Source organism: Phocaeicola dorei (assembly GCF_013009555.1).
Lineage (GTDB): Bacteria > Bacteroidota > Bacteroidia > Bacteroidales > Bacteroidaceae > Phocaeicola > Phocaeicola dorei.
This window is the reverse complement of the sequence record NZ_CP046176.1, coordinates 4946815-4967106: the sequence shown is the minus strand read 5'-3', so window position 1 is coordinate 4967106 and position 20292 is coordinate 4946815. Positions and strand designations below refer to the sequence as shown.

The 20292-nt window shown below is 43.2% G+C and carries 10 protein-coding genes and 1 pseudogene; 1 reads left to right on the top strand and 10 read right to left on the bottom strand.

The features are described from left to right. Positions 1-5: 5 nt before the first annotated feature. The 7 genes from GKD17_RS20390 to GKD17_RS20360 form a co-directional block, all read right to left on the bottom strand. Positions 6-2285, bottom strand: a complete 2280-nt coding sequence (locus tag GKD17_RS20390) for a GH92 family glycosyl hydrolase (protein WP_007839019.1) — start codon at positions 2283-2285, stop codon at positions 6-8. A 2-nt stretch (positions 2286-2287) separates the two neighbouring features. Beyond that, positions 2288-3700 carry a glycoside hydrolase family 28 protein gene (locus GKD17_RS20385; RefSeq protein WP_007839016.1) on the bottom strand — a complete coding sequence of 471 codons (1413 nt, stop codon included), beginning with the start codon at positions 3698-3700 and terminating at the stop codon, positions 2288-2290. Positions 3701-3725: 25 nt separating this feature from the next. Further along, positions 3726-6059: a GH92 family glycosyl hydrolase gene (locus tag GKD17_RS20380; protein ID WP_032936861.1), complete on the bottom strand. Its 2334-nt coding sequence runs from the start codon at positions 6057-6059 to the stop codon at positions 3726-3728. A gap of 19 nt (positions 6060-6078) precedes the next feature. Next, positions 6079-6891, bottom strand: coding sequence for a glycerophosphodiester phosphodiesterase family protein (locus GKD17_RS20375; protein ID WP_007839010.1), 813 nt, complete (start codon positions 6889-6891; stop codon positions 6079-6081). 73 nt (positions 6892-6964) lie between these two features. Further along, positions 6965-8605, bottom strand: a complete 1641-nt coding sequence (locus tag GKD17_RS20370; protein ID WP_007839009.1) for a RagB/SusD family nutrient uptake outer membrane protein — start codon at positions 8603-8605, stop codon at positions 6965-6967. Between the two features lie 20 nt (positions 8606-8625). Next, complete coding sequence (locus tag GKD17_RS20365; protein ID WP_007839008.1) at positions 8626-11649, bottom strand: SusC/RagA family TonB-linked outer membrane protein; 3024 nt, start codon at positions 11647-11649, stop codon at positions 8626-8628. A 75-nt stretch (positions 11650-11724) separates the two neighbouring features. Beyond that, the gene (locus tag GKD17_RS20360) at positions 11725-11991 is read right to left on the bottom strand and encodes a hypothetical protein (RefSeq protein WP_257229903.1); all 267 of its coding nucleotides are present in this window, start codon (positions 11989-11991) and stop codon (positions 11725-11727) included. A gap of 113 nt (positions 11992-12104) precedes the next feature. On the opposite strand from GKD17_RS20360, the gene GKD17_RS20355 reads away from it, so the two are divergent. After that, positions 12105-12878, top strand: a complete 774-nt coding sequence (locus GKD17_RS20355; RefSeq protein WP_007839296.1) for an IS5 family transposase — start codon at positions 12105-12107, stop codon at positions 12876-12878. 1 nt (position 12879) lies between these two features. Here the strand turns inward: GKD17_RS20355 and GKD17_RS20350 are convergent. The 3 genes and pseudogenes from GKD17_RS20350 to GKD17_RS20340 form a co-directional block, all read right to left on the bottom strand. Further along, positions 12880-13746 (bottom strand): annotated as a pseudogene (locus GKD17_RS20350) (acyltransferase family protein); the annotation flags it as partial. 7 nt (positions 13747-13753) lie between these two features. Continuing rightward, complete coding sequence (locus tag GKD17_RS20345) at positions 13754-16018, bottom strand: alpha-N-acetylglucosaminidase (RefSeq protein WP_007839002.1); 2265 nt, start codon at positions 16016-16018, stop codon at positions 13754-13756. Between the two features lie 82 nt (positions 16019-16100). Beyond that, entirely contained in the window at positions 16101-20285 is a 4185-nt protein-coding gene (locus GKD17_RS20340) for a hybrid sensor histidine kinase/response regulator transcription factor (RefSeq protein ID WP_257229901.1), read from the bottom strand. Positions 20286-20292: the final 7 nt, after the last annotated feature.

The window sequence follows — 20292 nt, the reverse complement described above, 5'->3', positions numbered from 1 at the left end:
GTATGTTACTCTTTAGATTCAGGAAATAGTTTGCTCCCCCAGTTACCGGGACTGGGGCCCATTTTTAAAACCAACTCGCCTCCTTTGATGATATCATTATGGCGGATGGCGGAATATGGATAATTCTTTCCATTTAATAATATCGACCGGATATACTTGTTCTTTTCGGAAAGCCCTTCGGTTTTGATCGTGAATGTTTTGCCTTCCTGTAAATGGAAACGACTCTCTGTCAGTAGAGGGGTATGGATTAAATAATAGTCTTGTCCGGCATTGGGGTACAACCCCATCATGTGGAATACCAACCACGATGACATGGCTCCGGAGTCATCATTTCCGGGAAGACCGGCAGAACCGTCATTATAGTTTTTCTGGATAATTTCATGGATGCGGTCGCCGCTTTTATCCGGACGCCCTACCCAGTGGTATAGGCAGGGAGTGAGGAAGGAGGGTTCATTATTCACATTGAAGAAACCCTTGTCAAAGAAAATATCCAGCCGTTCGTCAAACTTCTCTTTTCCGCCACATTGTTCAATGAGTCCGGGTACGTCATGCGGAATGCTGAGTGAATATTCCCAGGAGGAGGCTTCATAAAAGAACATGTTCCACCAAGGAGTATACCAAGGACCTTCAAAGGTAACGGGAGTATATGTGAAGGTGGGTTTCTGGATATGGGAGTTTCCGAAAGGTATTTTGTCTAACCAGTTTCCTTCTTTATCCCGGGGAAGTATGAATCCTTTGACTCCTGCATGTTCATAATCGGCCCGCCACAAGTTCTTCCAGTTGGAAGATTGTTTCAAGTATTGCTGGTACAAGTCTGTCTTGCCTAGTCCTTTTGCTACTAAGGCTATGGTATAATCACAATAGGAGTATTCTATTGTGCGGTTTCCGGCTCGGGGAATACCGTATGGAATATATCCCAATTCCAGATAAGGAATCAGTCCGCCTCTTCCCTCCGCTTCTTCGTTACCTCCGGGCGGTATGGTCGCATCTTTCAGCATAGCTTCCAAAGCCAGATGGTAATCTATGTTTGGTAGTCCTTTTACAAATGCATCGGCTATAACAATTTCGGCGTTGGAGCCGCCTTGTGTCCGTCCGTTACAATTTCCGCTTCGTGCATCAGGCATGTAGCCGTCCCGTTTATAGATATTGATCAGTGAACGTACAATGTCTGTTTCTCTTTGAGGGTCAATCAGTGTGATAAGTGGAGTTGAGGTGCGGTAGGTGTCCCAGATAGCATAAAAATCATCATAATAAGGTTCCGGATCACTCCATAATGGATTTTCACCGGTACGGTCTACAGGCATTAACATGGTATGATAGATACCGGTATAAAACATACGCTTATATTTTTCGGGTGTATTTGAGGCTATATCAATGCGTTGCAATAAGTTTTCCCATTGTGCCAATAAGGCTTGCCGGGTGTCCTCAAATGACCAATGAGGTATTTCGTTCCATACATTCTCTCTGGCTTTGAGAGAACTGATAAATGAAATTCCGACTTTCAGTTGAATGGTATTTGCAGAAGAAGGGAAACGCAACAAAGCTCCGGTTTTTTGTTGGGAGTCTGGCTGGTATCGTTCATTGCTGATCTGGTTTCCTTTCCATGTGGCCGTTTGTACAAAGGGATGGTCGGTTACTGCATAAAAATAAACGGTGTAGGCACGTCCGTTATTCCAACCTCCGCGAATACGGGTATATCCCATTACTTCGTGATCGGATATGATTTGAATTTCCGAACCTACAAATTGTTGTGCTTCGCGGGCATCGGGGGTCGGTTGTTCACCCAGGAAGAAGCCGGCGTCAACCAACAGGGATTTTAAGGAATCTTCGGGATAGGTGAATCGGTAGAATGAGGCGCGTGGAGCAGTTGTTATTTCAGTATATATGCCTGTTCTCTGGAATTCGGTAGCATAATAGCCCAAGCGGATTGTTTCATCTTTGCGATAGTCTATATGATTGAGCTGATCCATACCTTTGCCAAAAGGCATGACAAGTATGTTGCCATATTTAGGACCTCCTCCTGTCCCGCTGACGTGTACTTGGGAGAAACCGTTGACTTGTTCGGGCATAGGCAGCCAACCACTATTGGGATGGACAGTGCAATCGGGCGATGGTTTCACCATACCATAAGGGCAGGAGGGACCGATAAATACCCGTCCCAGTCCTTCCGAACCGATTTTGGGATCTACGTAATCAGAAAGTCTGGCTTCCTGTGCCGCGACCGTCACGGGCAGCAGCAGGAAGACCAGTCTTAACAAAGAAACTTTGAATGGAATGTGGGTCATAATTATTTCTTGTTTATTTTTACACGTATTGTATTCTTCTCTTTGATATCTCCTCCGGCTTGTGTCAATTGAGGGAAGGCCCAATAAATGTTACAGCCGGTAATCCGAATATCCGAAGCGGTGTCCAGATAGAAAGCATAAGTCTTGTCATATACAAAACCATCTCCGTTACAAGGACGTTTGTCATACACACCGCCTTCATAATCGGTACGTTTTAACAACTTGACATCTATTTCATCAAAATAGATATGGTGCACCTTCTCCGGAGTGTCTCCCCCTACGAAAATGCCGTTTTCACTAGTGCATTTAATCTGATTGAAGAAAATGTTGCTGACTTCTCCCGAGTGTCCTTTCGTTGCACCTTTGGGGAAACGCCAGCCTGCATCTTTATGATTGCCTACGGCACGAGGGTATGAGGTGACATAGATAGGTTCCGCTTTACCCCACCATACATCAGAATAGAACATACAGTCTACTAATATATTGGAGAAAATGACATTGCTCACAGTACCTTCATCCCGGTTTTGTATGCCGATGCCCCGGTTGCTGTTTTTGATAATGCAATTATTGAATAATACATTATCAATCTTGTCCATATTTTCCGAGCCTATCTTAATAGCGCATGAGCGTGAAGTCATGACGCAATTAGTCACTACAATATCTTCGCAAGAGCCATATTCTTCAAATTCCCGACGATTCTTCAGGCAAATGCAGTCATCACCCGATTCAATGAAGCAGTTTGCTATACGTACTTTTTTGGAGTGATCCACATCAATACCGTCACCGTTACGTATTTTTAGATTATTCAATAAAGAGATGCCGTCAATCAAAGCATCATAACAGCCTATCAGATGTACTGTCCAATAAGCACTGTTCCGGATCGTGATGTCACGGATAACGGTCTTCTCCACATTGATAAGGGTAAGCACATGTGGGCGTGGATCAAAATCAGTGACGGGCTTCAGTTCGTAGGAATCATCCAGTTCTTTGCCCATGAAGGCGATTCCGTTTCCGTCTATTTCTCCTGTACCGGTAATGGATATTTGTTTTAAGTCTTTTCCACTGATCCACATCATTCCTTCGCCACGGTTTTCGCGGAATGCGCTTTCTGTATAGATGCTTTCATCGGGGTTGGCTAGCAATCGGGAGTTGGGTTCCAAATGGAGATTCACATAGGATGCCAGTTGCAGTGGGCCACATAGAAAGGTGTGTCCGGCAGGAATGATTACGGTTCCTCCACCGGCAGCGGAACAGGCATTGATAGCACGTTGTATGGCGGCAGCATCATCTGTTTTGCCATCTCCTTTTGCTCCAAAGGCTATAATGTCATACGTATTTCCCTGATGGGGGGTGCTGCATCCTGCTACGAATAACAGAAAGCAGCATAAGAGGCTGATAATAGGTTGTTTCTTCATATCTATGTTTTTTTATTTTTGACGTTTATTTCATTGTTTCTGGAGGTAGGCTGAGGGTAGATGCTCCCCAGTTCGGGTTCGGATTCGGTCCCATCTGGAACTCTAACGTTCCTCCCTGTACTATATCCTGATGTGTAAAGTAATTCTTGTCATACTCTTTTCCGTTCAGGCGCGCCGACTGGATGTATACATTCTTTTCATTAGCGTTGTGGGCCAGTATGGTGAACGTCTTTCCATTTTCCAAACAGATGCTCATCCGGGGAAAAGAAGGGCTTCCTATTATATAATAAGGTGTACCGGGACATACCGGATAGAATCCCATAGCAGAAAATACATACCAGGCAGACATTTGCCCTGCGTCATCATTACCTGACAGTCCACCGGGAGCATTCAGATATTCTGTTTCCATAATATGACGCACCTCGCGTTGGGTTTTCCAAGGCTGTCCGGCATAGTTGAAGAGGTAGGCTATCTGGTGGCAAGGTTCGTTGCCGTGCCAGTAGCGGTGTTCGCTGAACATGGAATCCAGTTTGGCGATGTATTTTTCTTTTCCACCCATACATTCCATCAGTCCGTATACATCATGGGGAGCATACCAAGTATAGTGGCAGGGAGCTCCTTCGGTGATGAAGCGGGTGAAGGAAAAAGCGTTACCGGTATCGCTGAGGAAACTGCCGTCAGCGTATCTGCCTTGGGCATATCCGGTGCCAGGGTTTATTACGTTACGGTAATATCGTGCACGTATCATTAGTGTATCATAAAGTTCTGTTTTTTGTGGATCAGGAAAGTTATCATCTGATGTTTCCAACTTTTGCAGAACTTGGGCCAATACGAAATCATCGTATGCATATTCTAAAGTACGTGATACTTGTTCGCAGGTGTGAAAGGCTTCCGGTACGCTGTCTTCCAAAGGAATGTATCCATATTTCAGATAAGAATTCAAGGCGCGTCGTCCCATTCCGTTTTTGTATTCTTCATAGGTGGAGGGGGTCTTGAATGCGTTCCGGAGCATTCCTTCGCAAGCTTTGTTGATATCAAAATTACGGATTCCTTTGATATAGGCATCTCCCAGTGCGGAGATGCAATGATCGCCTATCATGGCTGCGGTATAACTGTTCCAACAAGGGAATATAGGCAGCCAGCCACCTTGTTCATATTTGTCCACCAATGATTGCATCATGTCTCCGGCTTTCTTTGGGGTCAGGATATTGATTAACGGATGGAGAGCGCGGTAAGTATCCCACATACTGTAATCTTCATAGTAATTTCTACCGTTGGCTGATTGTCTGAACGGGTGTCCTGTGGAGAAAGAAGGGTAGCGCCCGTCTACATCATTGAATGTACGTGGCAGGAATGAGGCACGGTAGAGTGCTCCGTAAAATTTTTCTTTATCGTTTCGGCTGTTTGTCTGTACTGTAACTTGTGAAAGCCTTTGTTCCCAGATGGAGTTCAGTTCCTGCCGGGTGCGGTCAAAATCCCAATGAGGTATCTCGGTGTCCAGATTCTTTTGAGCGCCTTCCATGTCAGTAAAAGAGGAAGCGGCTTTGATTAATACGGGTTCTTCTGGGTGTATTTTGAACCGGAGATATGCACCTATACCTGTTCCATCGGCTATCTGTCGTTGTCCGGCGAAGAGACTGTCATGCCGGAATGTTCCATATTCCTCTATTTCATTTTGATATTCAATGACAAAGTACCCGTTGTATCCGGCGGGGGCTCCCCAGCCTTGATAGATACGGTGTACGGGATTGTATCCGCGTATCTGTTTTTTTATAGTATCGATTTCAATATATCCTTCTCCTTCATCGCTGTTAGGATTGACTATGAGATAAGCATCTTCCGGTTGGTTATAAGTGAATCGGAAAATGGCTGAACGGGAACGTCCGGTCATTTCTGCAAAAATGGAATAATCTTTGAGAAGGACGGAGTAATAGGCAGGCGTTGCTGTTTCTTCTTGGTGAGAGAACAGGCTTCCTCGGTCTTGGGGGAGATATTTCAGTGTACCCGATACAGGCATCAAGGTCATGGAACCGTAATCTTGTGTACACCCTCCGACAATCCAATGTGAATTGCGGAACCCCTGTATCTTCTTATCTTTGTAATAATAGGGAGCCTTGCATTTTATTTCTGTATCTTGTGTCTGGGGAGTCCAAAAGTTCATTCCGTTGGGCTCTAGGACGGCAGGCAGCGTCTGTCCGTACTCTTCGGTATTTTTGCCGAAAAGTCCTGCGGTATGGGTTACGCTCGGTGCAGTTCCCGTACGGGTATCTACATAGGACAATAGGGATTCTTCCTGATGTCCGGTGCAAGACATGAACAGGCTACATAGAATCAGCAGATAAGATAGGGTACTTTTCATGGCTCTTCTTGGAAAAGGGTTATTTTTTAATCTCCTGACGGAGCATTTTTACAAAGAGTTCCGGCCGGTCCAGATTGACTAAATTGGGATGGGCTTCAATCGCTTTTTTATATTCTTTTTCACTCGCATTCTGAATAGCAGCCATTATCTTGATATGATTGCTTTTGCAGAATTCTTTGAATTGAGGGGTGATATTGAGGATATCTGTTTCTACATAGGCCGGGGTGCATATTTTCATCCATTTCTTCAGAGCCGCTATATTGGAGGCATTTACTTTAATCTTCATTTCCGGAGCGATTCTGATAAATTCTTTCAGCATTTCAGAGTCTGCAAACCAGAAGAAGCTTTTATTTTCATATCCTTTTTGGCGTACTAATATAACCAAATCTTTTATCGGAGTTCCTCGTTTTACATCAAAAAAAATGTGTGCCTTTCCTTGTAGGGTGTCTAGCATTTCGGCTATACGGGGTACGTGAATGCCGGTAAATCGAGAACTAAACCAACTGCCGGCGTCTAATTTTTCAATATCTTTGGATAGCATATCTTGAATGGGACCTTTACCGTTGGTAGTACGGTCCAAAGTTTCATCGTGCAGATTATAAAGTATATTGTCTTTACTTTTGCGCACATCCACTTCTATCCAGCCGGCTCCATGTTCCAATGCAGCTAGAGCTGATGGAATGGTGTTTTCCGGCGCTATATGGTTCGCTCCTCTGTGTACTACGATTTCGATAGAGTCCTGGTACATCATTTTTTGGGCATATATAGGAGATGGGAATAATGCCAAGATAGATGTCGCAATATGAAGCAATAAGATTTGATGAAGTTTCATGAATTATTTTTTGCTTTAAAGGTTTTTATAAGAGCTTGCTGTAACAAGCCCTTATAAAAACTTATTTAATTTATTAATAACCGTAATTTTGCTTCCAGTTGGTGTTTGAATTCATCAAGCCGACAGATACAGGAAAGATCCTACGCCATTTTTCGGTTTGAGCTTCCGGATGATATTGATTTTTATATCCCCAGTCGTCTTCGAACTTTCCAAAACGGATTAGATCATTACGTCGCCATGTCTCTGCATAAAATTCACGGCCACGCTCTTCAAGTAACTCGTTTAATGAAGGAGTATGCTCTAATAATGGAGCGTTACAATAGCTGCGTATTTGGTTGAATAGGGATTGTGGCGTGTCGCCGTTAGTGGCTGTTGCCCCCCGTAGAATAGCTTCTGCTTTCATCAGCAGAATATCTGCATAACGGAGGATAGGTACATCATTGCTTTGATTGCGGTTATAGAGGTTATAATCGTCTGCTTGAATAGCCCATTTGATGCATCGGTATCCCTGGCACCATGCGTTCAAGTCATTTCCAAGATCCATTTGGTCATTCAAGATGGTGATGTTCTTGGTGAGGACAACTTGTTGTCCGTTGTATATATAAGGTTCTGTTCCCATTGTATGTGTGCTGATGTCATAATAGTTGATCGCACCTTTCATGATGATCTCATTGCGTTCATCTCCTTCCAGGCAAAAACGGTCTGCCGCCTCGGGAGTAACGATGAAAATGCCTCCGGCATTTTGGGATAGTGTTATGCCGAACAGTCCTTTACCGTCCGCACCATCATTGTTGAATTTAGGCCAGAATTGGAAACGGGCGTAAGTATTGGCTCTGGTTGATGTTTCATTATTTTGGTATGGCATTGCATAGATGAAATCCTTAATCTGATAGCCGTTGTCTGGCATGAATTTCTTGCGATAACCATCACTGAGATTGAAATGACCGGAGGCGATGATATCATCGCAATATTTTATGACATCATTCAATTTGGAATTAGTCATGCTTGGATCATAAGTAGCTACATCATCACAGGTATAAACAGCCCAGTTTATATAGAGTTTGGCAAGGAGAGCCTCAGCCATCCATTTGGTTGGTTTGCCATAAGTGGAAGCATCAACATCTTCTTTTAAACCGCCGGAAGCCAAAGCACGGAGCAGGTCGCTTTCGATAAATTTTGTAATTTCGGAACGGGGAGAACGGTCGATAGCTTCAGAATCGCCGATCAAGTGGTCTAATTTGGGAGTTGCTCCGAATGTATCCATAAAAATAAAATGATAGAAAGCACGCATGGCAAGTGCCGGAGCAATCAAGGCTTCCTGTTCGGCATTGTTTTCATCTTCTCCACCCAAGTCAAAAATTGCTTGGTTGCATTTTGTGATTGCAGCCGGAATATCACCAGCCCAGTCCACGTGTGCGTCGCCTGGAAGGCTGGCGTGAAGAGAGGAATGGATATAGTTGCCGCCATCATACCAGTTACCACCAAATGTTACTGCCATGAACTCATCGGAAGACAGCAGGGCAGCTTCCATATAACGACGTCCTAATGCTCCGCCGAATCCATAATACAAACCTGCCATTTTAGCTTCCTTGGCAATTTCGGAATCCGGGTATTCGGTATAAGTGGACTTAAGATCCACATTTAGATCTGTGCAGGCGGAGAAGGTAAGCAGACTACCTACCAGCCAGGTTGTTAATTTTATGTTATTTTTCATATCAGTTTTCAATTATATGGTTAGAAGTTCACGTTTAGACCGATCATAAATGAACGGGTACGCGGATAGTAATTGGTACGTCTGTCCATGCCCGGTTCCAAGCCTCCAAGGTTGATTTCCGGATCACGGCCGGAGTAACCGGTAATGGTGAATACATTATTACAAGTGGCGTATAGCTTGAGCGAGTTTATCCAGTTACCAATTTTGCCGAAAGTATATCCCAATGAGACTGAGGACAGACGGAAATAACTACCGTTCTCTATCCAGCGATTGGATGGTGCTTGAGATTGTGTGTCAGTAGCACGGTGTTCGGTAGCTACGCTTTTTAATACATTGCGGCCTTCTTTCACAAAAGAAACATTAGAGTATTGTTCTGCAGTGGCGTTGTAGATATCTTGTCCAAAAACACCAGTAAAGAATAAATCGAGATTCCAGTTCTTGTATTGGAAGTTATTGCTCCAGCCTAAATTTAAGTCAGGTTGTGCGCAACCGATAATAGTACGGTCTCTGTCTGTTTCAGGATCTGTGGTCGTTTCGCCTGTACGTTCACCCGTTTCAGGATCGTGTACATAAAAGATGGATACTCCTTGGTTATTGTAGCCGGCCCATTCGTAGGTGTAGAAGGTGCCGATAGGATGTCCTTCCATGATGCGCTGTACGTCTGCATTTGAAGAATAACCTGCGATTTCAGGATCGGCTGCACGGATATAATCTACGGAATATTCGCTGTTGGATATACTTTCTACGTTATTTTTATTATGAGATAAGTTCAAACTGGTTTGCCAAGAGAAATTTTTTGTTTGTATGGGAGTGGCATTAATGGTAAATTCAATACCTTTATTGCTGATATCTCCCACATTGGCCGGCATGGTTCCGAAAGGATAGCGGTTTGTGGAAACCTCGTAAGTGTATATCAGGTCGCTGGTACGCTTGTCATAGTATTCGATGGTTCCTCCTAATCTGCCTCCAAAGAAGCTGAAGTCCAGCCCGATGTTCAACATGGCTGTACGTTCCCATTTTAGGTCTGGATTGGCATTTGAGGCGGCTGCCAGGGTATGGTAACTATTCTGTGTGCCATTGGCGTTTGTATAGTTGAACCAACCTGAAGTACTGTAAGTCTGGATAGCCGAATAAGCTCCGAATCCGAGTGAGTTACCACTAACACCATAACCAACACGGAACTTCAAGTCATCGAAAACATTTAAATCTTTGATGAACTTTTCTTCGCTCATACGCCATGCCAACGATGCAGATGGAAAAGTTCCCCAACGGTTGTTCTTTCCAAAGGCAGAGGAGCCGTCACGGCGAATTGTTGCTTGAAGCAGGTATTTGCTGTTGAAGGAGTAGTTGATACGTCCATAAAATGAGATCATACGTAAAGTTTCCAAATGACCGTTATTATTGCTGGTGATACCGCCATTCTGCCAATCCATTTTATTGGCAAGGTTCAGATTATAAAAAGTGGTGTTATCATTGTAAAAGTCGTAGACATCCAGACCGAAACTGTCATTGTCATCATTCTGTTCCCATGAATAACCGGCCATCAGGCCCAGTTTGTGGATATTGGCGAATGTATGATCATAGTTTATGTATGTTTCAAGAATTTTTTTCTTGTTTTCTGTTGCAATACGTTTAGCTTCGCCATTTCGGGTGTTATATTGGGATTTGCTGGTATGGTATTCGTTCCATATATATTGTTCGTCTTGATAGGAAAGACTTAAGTTCCATTTTAAGTCCTTAGTGATATCTAAAGTACCTTTGGCTGTTCCTTGAAGGAGTTTCTTGTTGTTTTCAAAAGTATCTTCATTGATCATGGATACAGGATTGAAGTTTTGGGAGATAGTTTTGTCGCTATACCAAGAACCGTCTGCGTTGGTGACAGGAACTAGTGGAGAATAATAATTCATGGCGTCGAATACGGATTGGCCATCTTTGGCGGAATCAACGGTGGTACCTTTTGATTGTGCGGCATTCATGTTAAAGGCTAAGGTGAGCCGATCATTCAGTGCTTTGGTTTGCAAAAATGCGCGGCCGCCGAAACGCTCGAAATCTGTACCACGTACGATACCTTGTTTGTTTTGATAACTCATGCTGGCACTGTATTGAGTCTTTTCTGAACCGCCATTGATAGAAACGTTATGGTTATGACTGATTGCTGTGCGCAGTACTTCATCGTTCCAATTGGTGTTTGCTCCTTTGTCATTCGGAAGAGTGATGTTATTTTCCTTGGCATAGGTGCGGAGTTCGTCGGCAGTCATCATATCTAAACGCTTGGCAATGTTGTCAAATGCAAGATATGCGCTGTAGTTTACAGAAGTGTGCTCACTTTTACTACCTTTTTTGGTGGTAATCAAGATTACACCGTTAGCAGCCTTGGAGCCATAAATAGCCGTTGCAGAAGCGTCACGAAGTACGTCAATGCTTTCAATATCTTCGGGAGCAATCAGACTTAATGACATACCGGGAATACCGTCAATAACATAATAAGGTTCCATTGCCGCACCGGTACGCAGAGAAGAAGCCCCACGTAAAGAGATAGAAGCAGTACCAGAAGTCGGATCGCTGCTTTGTACTACCGTCAAACCAGGGACTTTACCTTGCAGCAACTGTCCAGGGTCAGAATAAACTCCTATATTCAGTTTGTCTGCTTTCACAGTGGTAATGGAGCTGGTTACATCCTTACGACTCATGCTGCCATAACCTACTACCACAACTTCATCTAATGTTTTAGAATCTTCTTCCATAATAATCTTCAAAGAAGATCCTTTTACTGTAATTTCCTGGGTAGTGTAACCCACGTAAGAGAATACGAGTGTCTTTCCTTGTGCTACATTCAGTGTAAACTGTCCGTTAAAGTCAGTGATAACACCGTTGGTAGTACCTTTTTCCACTACATTTACCCCGATGAGAGGTTCTCCGGTTTTGTCCGTAACAAGACCGTTGACTTGACTTTGAGCAAATGCCAGTGTACTGTTTAATAGGAGTAATGCAAAGACTACTATCTGTGCAACTGTCCTTTTGGTTAGAGATTGTACGTTTAGCATAGAATTTAATTTTGGTTTTGATTAATATGTTCTTGTTTAATACTGTATAGTTCTCTATATATTGTGAATCTGTTGTTACAGTTTGATGTATATTTTCTTAAGATATAGTGGATAACCGATACACCCCAAAAACAGAGTGAAAACGAGGGCGTAGACGGCTGAGGCAAGGTAGGCGTCGGTTATTCCTGAATGAATGGCTGCATAGGCTGCCGCCTTCCATCCGGTACTTCCCATCATAATGGAAAGTACTTCGCTCAATACATAGAGGAATAGGGGGTTGACGCCGAAGATGATGAAGAAGCGGCACCATTTTTGTTTATTCCTTATGTCTATATAATACATTAGAAACTGTTTTGAATTGATTTAAGAATAATGTTATAGGGCTACATACAATTCAGAATCAGCCGGTCAATTGGAAAAATGTTATATCTTTAAAGGTACCAAACAATAAAGTTATGACACAGTATCCAACCGACCTGACTGAAAAACAGTGGCAAGTTATAAAAAATATTTTAGAGCCGCAAGCGAGGAACCGAAAACATTCGCTTAAAGAGATAATGAATGCCATCCTTTATATCAACAAGACCGGCTGCCAGTGGCGTATGCTTCCTTCTGACTTCGCCCCTTGGCAAACCGTCTATTACTACTTCCGTAAATGGAAGCTTGAAGGCGTGTTTGAAGAAGTGATGGATACCTTGCACGCTTTCATCCGTAAACAGGCAGGACGGCAGGAAAGTCCCAGTCTTGGCATCATGGATTCCAGAAGCGTAAAGACTTCCCATCATGTTGATTCAGACCGTGGTATAGACGGGAACAAGAAAATCAAAGGACGGAAAGAGCACATCATTGTCGATACGCTTGGCCTTCCGTTAGCCGTCGCAATCCATGAGGCCAACCTGCATGACAGCAAGGGCGCCCCACAAGCCATAGAAAAACTCGCTTATAAATTTCCGCGTTTGGTGAAAATCCTGGCGGACGGAGGCTACAGGGGAGATTTGGCTGATTGGGTCAAGAAGAAATTCGGATGGATATTGGAGGTCGTACTCAGACCGGACGAATGTCCATCCAAATTTCAGGTACTGCCCAAACGCTGGATTGTGGAACGCTCTTTCTCATGGCTGGAAAACTTCAGAAGGCTGACCATCGATTACGAATTCCTTGCTGAAACCGCAGAAGCTATGGTACAGATTGCATTCATCCAAATCATGCTTAACAGATTTATCGAATGAAATCAAAACAGCTTCTTAGTGTGGCAAGTGACATGGAAGCCGCTCCGCAGGTCACCAAAACAAAAGTAGGAGACCATATTCTTTTATTTAAAGGCAGCACATCTGCCAATAAATAGCCGATACTTATCAGAATGAATCCGGTCAAGAACAAACGGAGTACTTTGTTTTCTGTCTGATGGCTTTGTATTATCCATTTTCCACATGAAAAACCGATACAAGTGTGGGCGATAGCAGAGAGAGTGCTTACAAATCCTTCCGGATCAATCGGGCTCTTTTGATAGAGATGCGCTTCGCCGAAAAGTTGCCTGTCAATAATGGATAAAATATTGCTTTCATCGCAGGCATAACCGTTCCCCATGCATAATATGACAGTGTAACTTACCAGTAAGATAAAGGTTAATGCGGGGATGAACTTATGATTCATAAATAGGGCTGTAAAAGAAATAACACAGTAACATAAAGCAATGCGTTGCAGTACCCCGGGAATGCGCAGATGGACAAAAGGCAGGAAGTCACCTTCACATACATGGTCAAACCAACCGATTGCCCATCCGATGCATAGAATAAGAAATGTGCGTTTCAATATCTTGGTTACCACTTGTAGGGAAACGTTGAAATTGAATTTGTTTAATGAAATATATGTTGAAATACCCATGATGAACAGAAAGAAAGGAAAAACCAAGTCACAAGGTGTCAGTCCGTTCCATACAGAATGTTGCAAAGGTGCATACGACACTTTGCCTCCTGCATTGTTGACCAGAATCATCCCTGCTACAGTGATGCCCCTGAGTGCATCGAGTGACAAAAGCCTCTTTTTAATGGGCGGTGCCTGCTGTGCGGTTTCTGTATTGAGCTCTTCCTTTTTCATCTTACTATCAATTGTTTATCAATGTTATAGCCTCTTTCGCTACTTCTATACAATCACCTTCGGCAGATGCCGCATAGGTGTTCTTTGCCAGTGTCCATGGTTCTTCCAGGGCATACCAATCTATGGTCATGGCTGGATTATCGGCAGTGGGGGTTGATGAATTACCTACTGGCAGTACAGGAAGTTTGCCATCCAGTTGGTCTTGCAGTACTTGCCAGTATTTTTCCCAACGTTTGTAATAAAAGTCGCGCAGCAGCCCGTTCCACTCCTTATGGGCATAATCTCGTAATTTGCCGATGTCGGCGCAGTAGCGGTTTCCCCATGTGGTGATTTGTACGCGGGCGTTCCATTCGTAGAGGTCTTTCTCTTCAGGTGTGATTCCCAGATTGCGCGCTTGTTGAATCCAGTTTCCGACTTTGAATTCCTTGCGTGTGCCCAGCAGCTTGTCTTGCATCATCAACAGTTCCAAGAACTGTCGGGTATGTGTGTTGTAATTTTTTTTGTCGAAGCTTTTAAAGTCGGCAACAGCGTAATTGTACACTATTCGGGCACGGTCGGCAATGGCTTGTCGGGTGATGTCCACCAGGTCATATTCAAAGTTGTTATTACCGCGATATTTGTCTGCCACGCTCACCATCAACCGTGCGGCTTCTGTTGTGGTAGTGGGATCGTAATAGTTGCACATTTTGCTCCAGCTGGATGCTTGGAAATTATTCAGCGATGGACGCCCACAAAAGATACTTTCGTGAGGACCTTGTTGGTTGTTGCCTGCCGGACAGTTATAGATACCGTTTGTCAGGATCTGCCAAGCTTGCTGGATAGATTCATCGTCTGTGCCATAGCGTGCGCGGATGTATTGTTTGATCCATTCTTCTTTGGTAAACTTTTCTGCACGCCAAGGAAGTTCGCACATCAGTTCGAACATAACGGGATTATTTTCAATGCCTTCCATCGTCAGACCGATGCCTTTTAGCTGAGCGGCCAGTGGATTGTTCTTGGTCAGGTAGAAATTGTGAAGAAGCTGGTCCATCCTTCCATGCAAGCCCACGTTCCCCCCGAAATTCTCCAACAGGCAGAACAACCAGTTGTGTTCTTCGTATCCTTTGTCTCGTTTCCATATAGAGGGAATGCCCCACATGGGACGACATTCGCTAAATAAATCAAGGATAAGCAGATCGCCGGGATTCAGCGCTTTCATCATTTCCGGACGTGGGTTTTCTGTCCATCCCTGCACCACCCACACAGCTTTCGGATTGGCCTTTTTCATAGCGTCCATAATAGCCCTGCCGGCTTTGCCGAAGTCTAGTTCGGCAGGTAAGTTTTTGGCTTCATGAAAAGGGTCGATGGAGTAGTAGTCACTTGTTCCATACAGTTTTTCGGTTTCTTCGTAAAATAGATTGGCAATCCGGGTAAACTTAGGGTCGTCGGGTAGTAAGATTCCCGGTCGGTCGAATCCGTTCCATTTGTTGAGGGTGCTTTGGGCGGATTCCGAGGAAGTGTCGCCTGCCGTTTTCTCTTCCTTCCCACTATCAATACGCTTTCCCAAATCCAGCTTGGAGGGGATCATACCTGAATAACCGGGCAGTACGGGGTGCATTCCCCATTCTTTCATTCGTTGCAATATCTTTTTTTGCAAGGCTTCTTGTTGTTCATACCAACTGTCGGGATTAGGGCCTCCCCATCCTTCCAGATTGTTCATTTCCCACCAGGCAAGGAATGCCGGACCGGCAATAAAATTATTGATTTGCTGTTTGGAAAACCCCAGCCGGAGTAATAGGTTACGCCATACACATTCATGTCCTACGGCAGCGAGCGGCAGGTTGATTCCGTGTAGTGCCATCCAGTCCAGTTCCTTTTCCCAACGTTTCCAGTCCCAGAATGCCATGGAGTAAGAGTAGGTGCAGTAATTGAAGTCATAACGCAGGGCTAGGTTTGTTTCGTGGCGTTCCTTACGGAGGACGGGAGGAAGAACATCGGGTAGTGAGGCATACATACCGTTCCATGACAGATGGATTCCGGCATGATACTTTAAGTACCAGTTGATGCCGGTTGCTATATTAATATAGGTGTTACCTCGTATCACTACCTTGTCGCCTTTCCGGTCTAACTCGAAAAAGTCGTTAGAGCTTTTGTGTAGTTCGACTACGAACTTGTTCGATGCTCCCTTGTCTATCCTTTCCAGCATTCCCTTGATAGGGTTTGCCAGTATACCGGAGGGGAGTAGTATCAGCCAGCTCAATAATAAGAATATGTTTTTCATATACATTTGCATTTCTGTTTTTTACAAATGTAAGGGAAACAAAGCTTTCTATAGGAGAATATGGTGCACAAATGGAGTAAAATAGTAAAGTGAACTATTTTCTTCCAAAATATTCGCTTGGAAGTACTCCAAACAGCTCTTTGAAGCATTTTGTGAAATATTTGGGGTCGTTAAAACCTACAGCATATGCGATTTCTGCAATAGAAATGTTGCATTCGACTTTGGTTAAAGTCTCTTTTGCCACATTTAATCGGTAGTTTCTCATAAATTGGCCAATGGATTGCCCTGTTAAGGATTGTAATTTCTGATTGACTAATGTTTTGCTGTATCCCATATCGCGGATAAAGCGCTCTAAGTTATAATCCGAGTCGGCATAATGTTCTTTCATTAAATTGATTGCCGATGTCATAAATGTGTTGTCTTTGGAACTAGCGTTTATATTCAATGTTTCACAATTCATACTAGTGGAGAACATGGATTTGTATTTCTGGCGTAAGGCAAGTATATTTCGGATACGTAATTTTAGAATAACCTCATCAAATGGTTTGCACAGATATTCATCTACTCCTATTTCGTAGCTGATTCTTTCTTGGGCTTCGGACCGGAGGGCAGTGAGCATGAGAAAGGGGATGTGGGAAGTAGCCAGATTAGCTTTTACCTGGCGGGATAATTCATTCCCGTCCATGACGGGCATCATCAGGTCGCTGACAATCAAATCAATCGTTTCTCTTTGAATCAAGTAAAGAGCTTCTGCACCGTTCTGTGCTTCTTTTAATTGATAATTGTTTTTGAGAATGGAACAAATATAAGTACGCATATCTGCATTATCTTCAACAATGAGGATGGTTTCCTTTTTCTCGTTTCCATTGGCAGGAATGGAAAGTGGGTGTTCATTCTGCTCATATTTTTCTTTTTCTGATTCGGCTTGGGGGATACCTTTTTCCAAAGGTAATAGTATTCTGAAGAAAGCTCCTTGCTTGGGATTGTTTCCTGCATAGATGTTGCCTCCGTGTAGAGAAATGATTTTCTTACATAAGAATAGTCCGATTCCTGTGCTGCTTTGTCCATAAACGGGATATTTGATGCTCTTTTTGGATTGGTAGAAGCGTTCGAAAATACGTTCTATATCTTCGGGTACGATACCATTACCTGTATCTTTTATATCTATGAACAGCCAGGTATGGTTGTCTTTGTCGGTAAGGGAAGCCACATACAAACTTATTTTTCCATAATCGGGAGTGAATTTAACAGCATTGGATATCAGATTAATAATGGCTTTGCGCATATATTCAACATCAAATATCCAAAACGGGGTACAGAGCCGGAAGTAGGTGATGATGTTTATGTTCCGTTCATGGGCAAATACTTCGAAAGGCATTAATATATTTTGTATAAGGCGGATAAAGTTTTCGTTTGTCTTATTTAATACAACTTTGTCTGCATCTAACTTTCTGAAGTCCATTAATTCATTGACTAGTGATAGCAGATAATTGGAATTCCGTTCAGCTATTTGTAGCTGTTTCTTTACTTCCGGCTCATGGCTTTCGTCAAGGGCGCGTTGGATGGGACCGTTGATTAAAGTGACTGGTGTCCGGAATTCATGAGTGATATTGGTGAAGAAAGCAATTTTTTCTTCCGTTACCTCCTCGACGTGTCGTGCCATTATTTCTAGTTGTTTATTTTGTAACTCTAGCTCATGGGTGCGTTGGGCTACTTCTTTTTCCAGTTGTTTTTTCTGTTGACGGTACAGACTTATTTTCCATTGATAAAAATAATAGCTGCCTACGGTGATCAGAATGGCAAGCAATAAATAGAACCACCAGGATTTATAGAAATAAGGAGTGATGGTTACTTTGACTTCCGTTATTTTATCAGACCAATGTCCTTTCTCGTCTGTGGCACGGACTTGGAACACATATTTTCCGGAGGGAATGAAATTGTATCTAGCAGTATGTTCGCCAGGAAGGGTTTCTGTCCATTCATTCTCATAATTTTTCAAGCGGTAGGCATATTTCACTCGGTTACAGTTTCCATAGTTTAAGGTGGAAAACTCGATGGAAAAACCATGATCTTTTTCGTGCAGACGGATGGTATGTAAATTTGTTACCGCGCAGGGAGTTTTTCCGTCTGCTGGAGGATAGACCATGGTACCGGCGACACTGATTGAGGTCAGTTTGACTTTGGCATCCTGCTTTTTTATCTTGGCTATATCGGGGGTGAAAGCGACTAATCCGTTTATAGTACCGAAATATAACAGATTATTTTGGGGAGAATAATAAGATGCGTTCCAATAAAACTGATTATTGGGCAGTCCGTCTTCTTTTGTATAATTGGTGAAAGTCATGGTTTGTGTATCCAGTTGGGCGATGCCGTGGTTGGTGGACATCCACAGATGTCCCGTTTTATCTTCCACAATACCTATAATGGTATTATTGGGTAACCCATCCTTGCGGGTGTAGTTATGAAATGTGAACTGTGTTCCATTTTCTTCCGCTAGTTGATATAGTCCGTTCCCATTTGCTCCCAGCCAGATGGTACCATTATGATCTTCTATGATACAGTTTATTTTTTCTAATTGCAATGAAGTGGGTTCCGTCAGTTTATGTTTTAAATAGGTATAGCTGAATTGTGTGGAGGAAATGGAGAACGAGTATAAATCCATAATGAAAACTCCTTCAGATGTTCCCATCCAAAGACGTTTCTTGCGGTCGATAATGATGGACCCTACCGCATCGAATTCATTGTCGGAACGGTCAAACAAGACCCGGGTGAAACGCTTGGTCTTTTTATGGTAGAAATGAAGCCCTCTGGTAGTACCAAACCATAAACCATTGTTCATGGTGTCTTCACAGGCGCTGCTTAGAAAATCTCCCTCCAATCCTATGGAGTCTTCCCGGATATGGCGTTGGAAAGTTTGGTTATGGGGTATATTTAGATTTAGTTCATTGATTCCGACCCCCCAAGTATATGCCCATAAATGATTTTCGGAATCAATGAGAATGCCACGGATGGAGTTGTTACTAATGGAAGTGGGATTATTCTGGTCAAAAGTATAATGGATGAACTCATCGCTGCCTTTGCTCTTTTTGTTGAGTCCTCCCTCTACTGTTCCTACCCATAGATTTCCGTCTTTGTCTTCGCTGATGGTATTGACCGGATTGGGGGAAAGAGAGGTTTCTCGCAGATAGTTGTATTGCCACACATACGTTTGCAGACAATTGGGAGTCAATAAATTGATTTCTCCTATCTCAGTCCCTACCCAGATATTCTCATTGTCGGTCAGCAGGCAGTTGATGAAATTACAGTTCAACGACTTGTCAGGCATTTCATTGTTTTGGCGGATATAAGTAAAAGTATCGGTATCCCGATTGTATACATTGAGTCCGTTCAGAGTGGAAACGATGACATCTCCTTTGCTAGTCAGTTTAACTCCGGTTATATAGGCTTGACTTAGCATTCCGGGGCGATGATTGGAGTAACGGTACCGGTTCAAACTCTGCTGGGTATGGTTATACTTGAAGAGTCCGCGATTGGTTCCTATCCATAACAATTTCCCGTCAGTTTCCATGCAGAGAATTCTCCAGTCTTCTGAGAAGGGTTTCAGCAGCTCCGATACCATGCTGGTTTTCAGTAAGTGGTTGCTCCCTTTTTCAATACGGCATACATGATTATCTATGCCTGCACAGATGTATTCTTGCAGGTCAATAACAGCGTGGATGGGGGATTCTGTATCTTTTTTCAGTTTATAGTAATCTTTTATTTGCCCGTCTACGCCTAGTTCCAGATACCATAGATTCTTGTCTGTCGATATCCACAAATTATTCTGCTTGTCCCGATAGATGGATGCAATGTAGTTACTTGCTAGAGATTTCAATTCGGCAGGCAGTTCTTTGTCCGTGTCTATCTGTGTATAATGTTTCAAGTCAATGAGGTCTATTCCTTCTTCCGACCCTATCCAGAGTCGTTGAAACTTATCCTCACAGACTTTATGCACGTAGTCGTTTTTCAAGCGAATGGAGTGGGACTGGGAATTATAATGAATAAATTGATAGCCGTTATACCGTCCTATTCCATTATTAGTAGCTACCCAGATATATCCTTGAGTGTCTTTGTAAATATCATTGATAAAGTTATGGGGTAACCCAGTATCTTCTGTAATAAAGCTGAAATTATATCGGTTGAAAAAGTTATGTAAGTTTTCTCCAAATAAAGGGTCAACGTAAAATCCTGAGGGGTATATCCGATAAAATCCTATCTTTGTGTGAAACAAACGAATCATCAGCGAT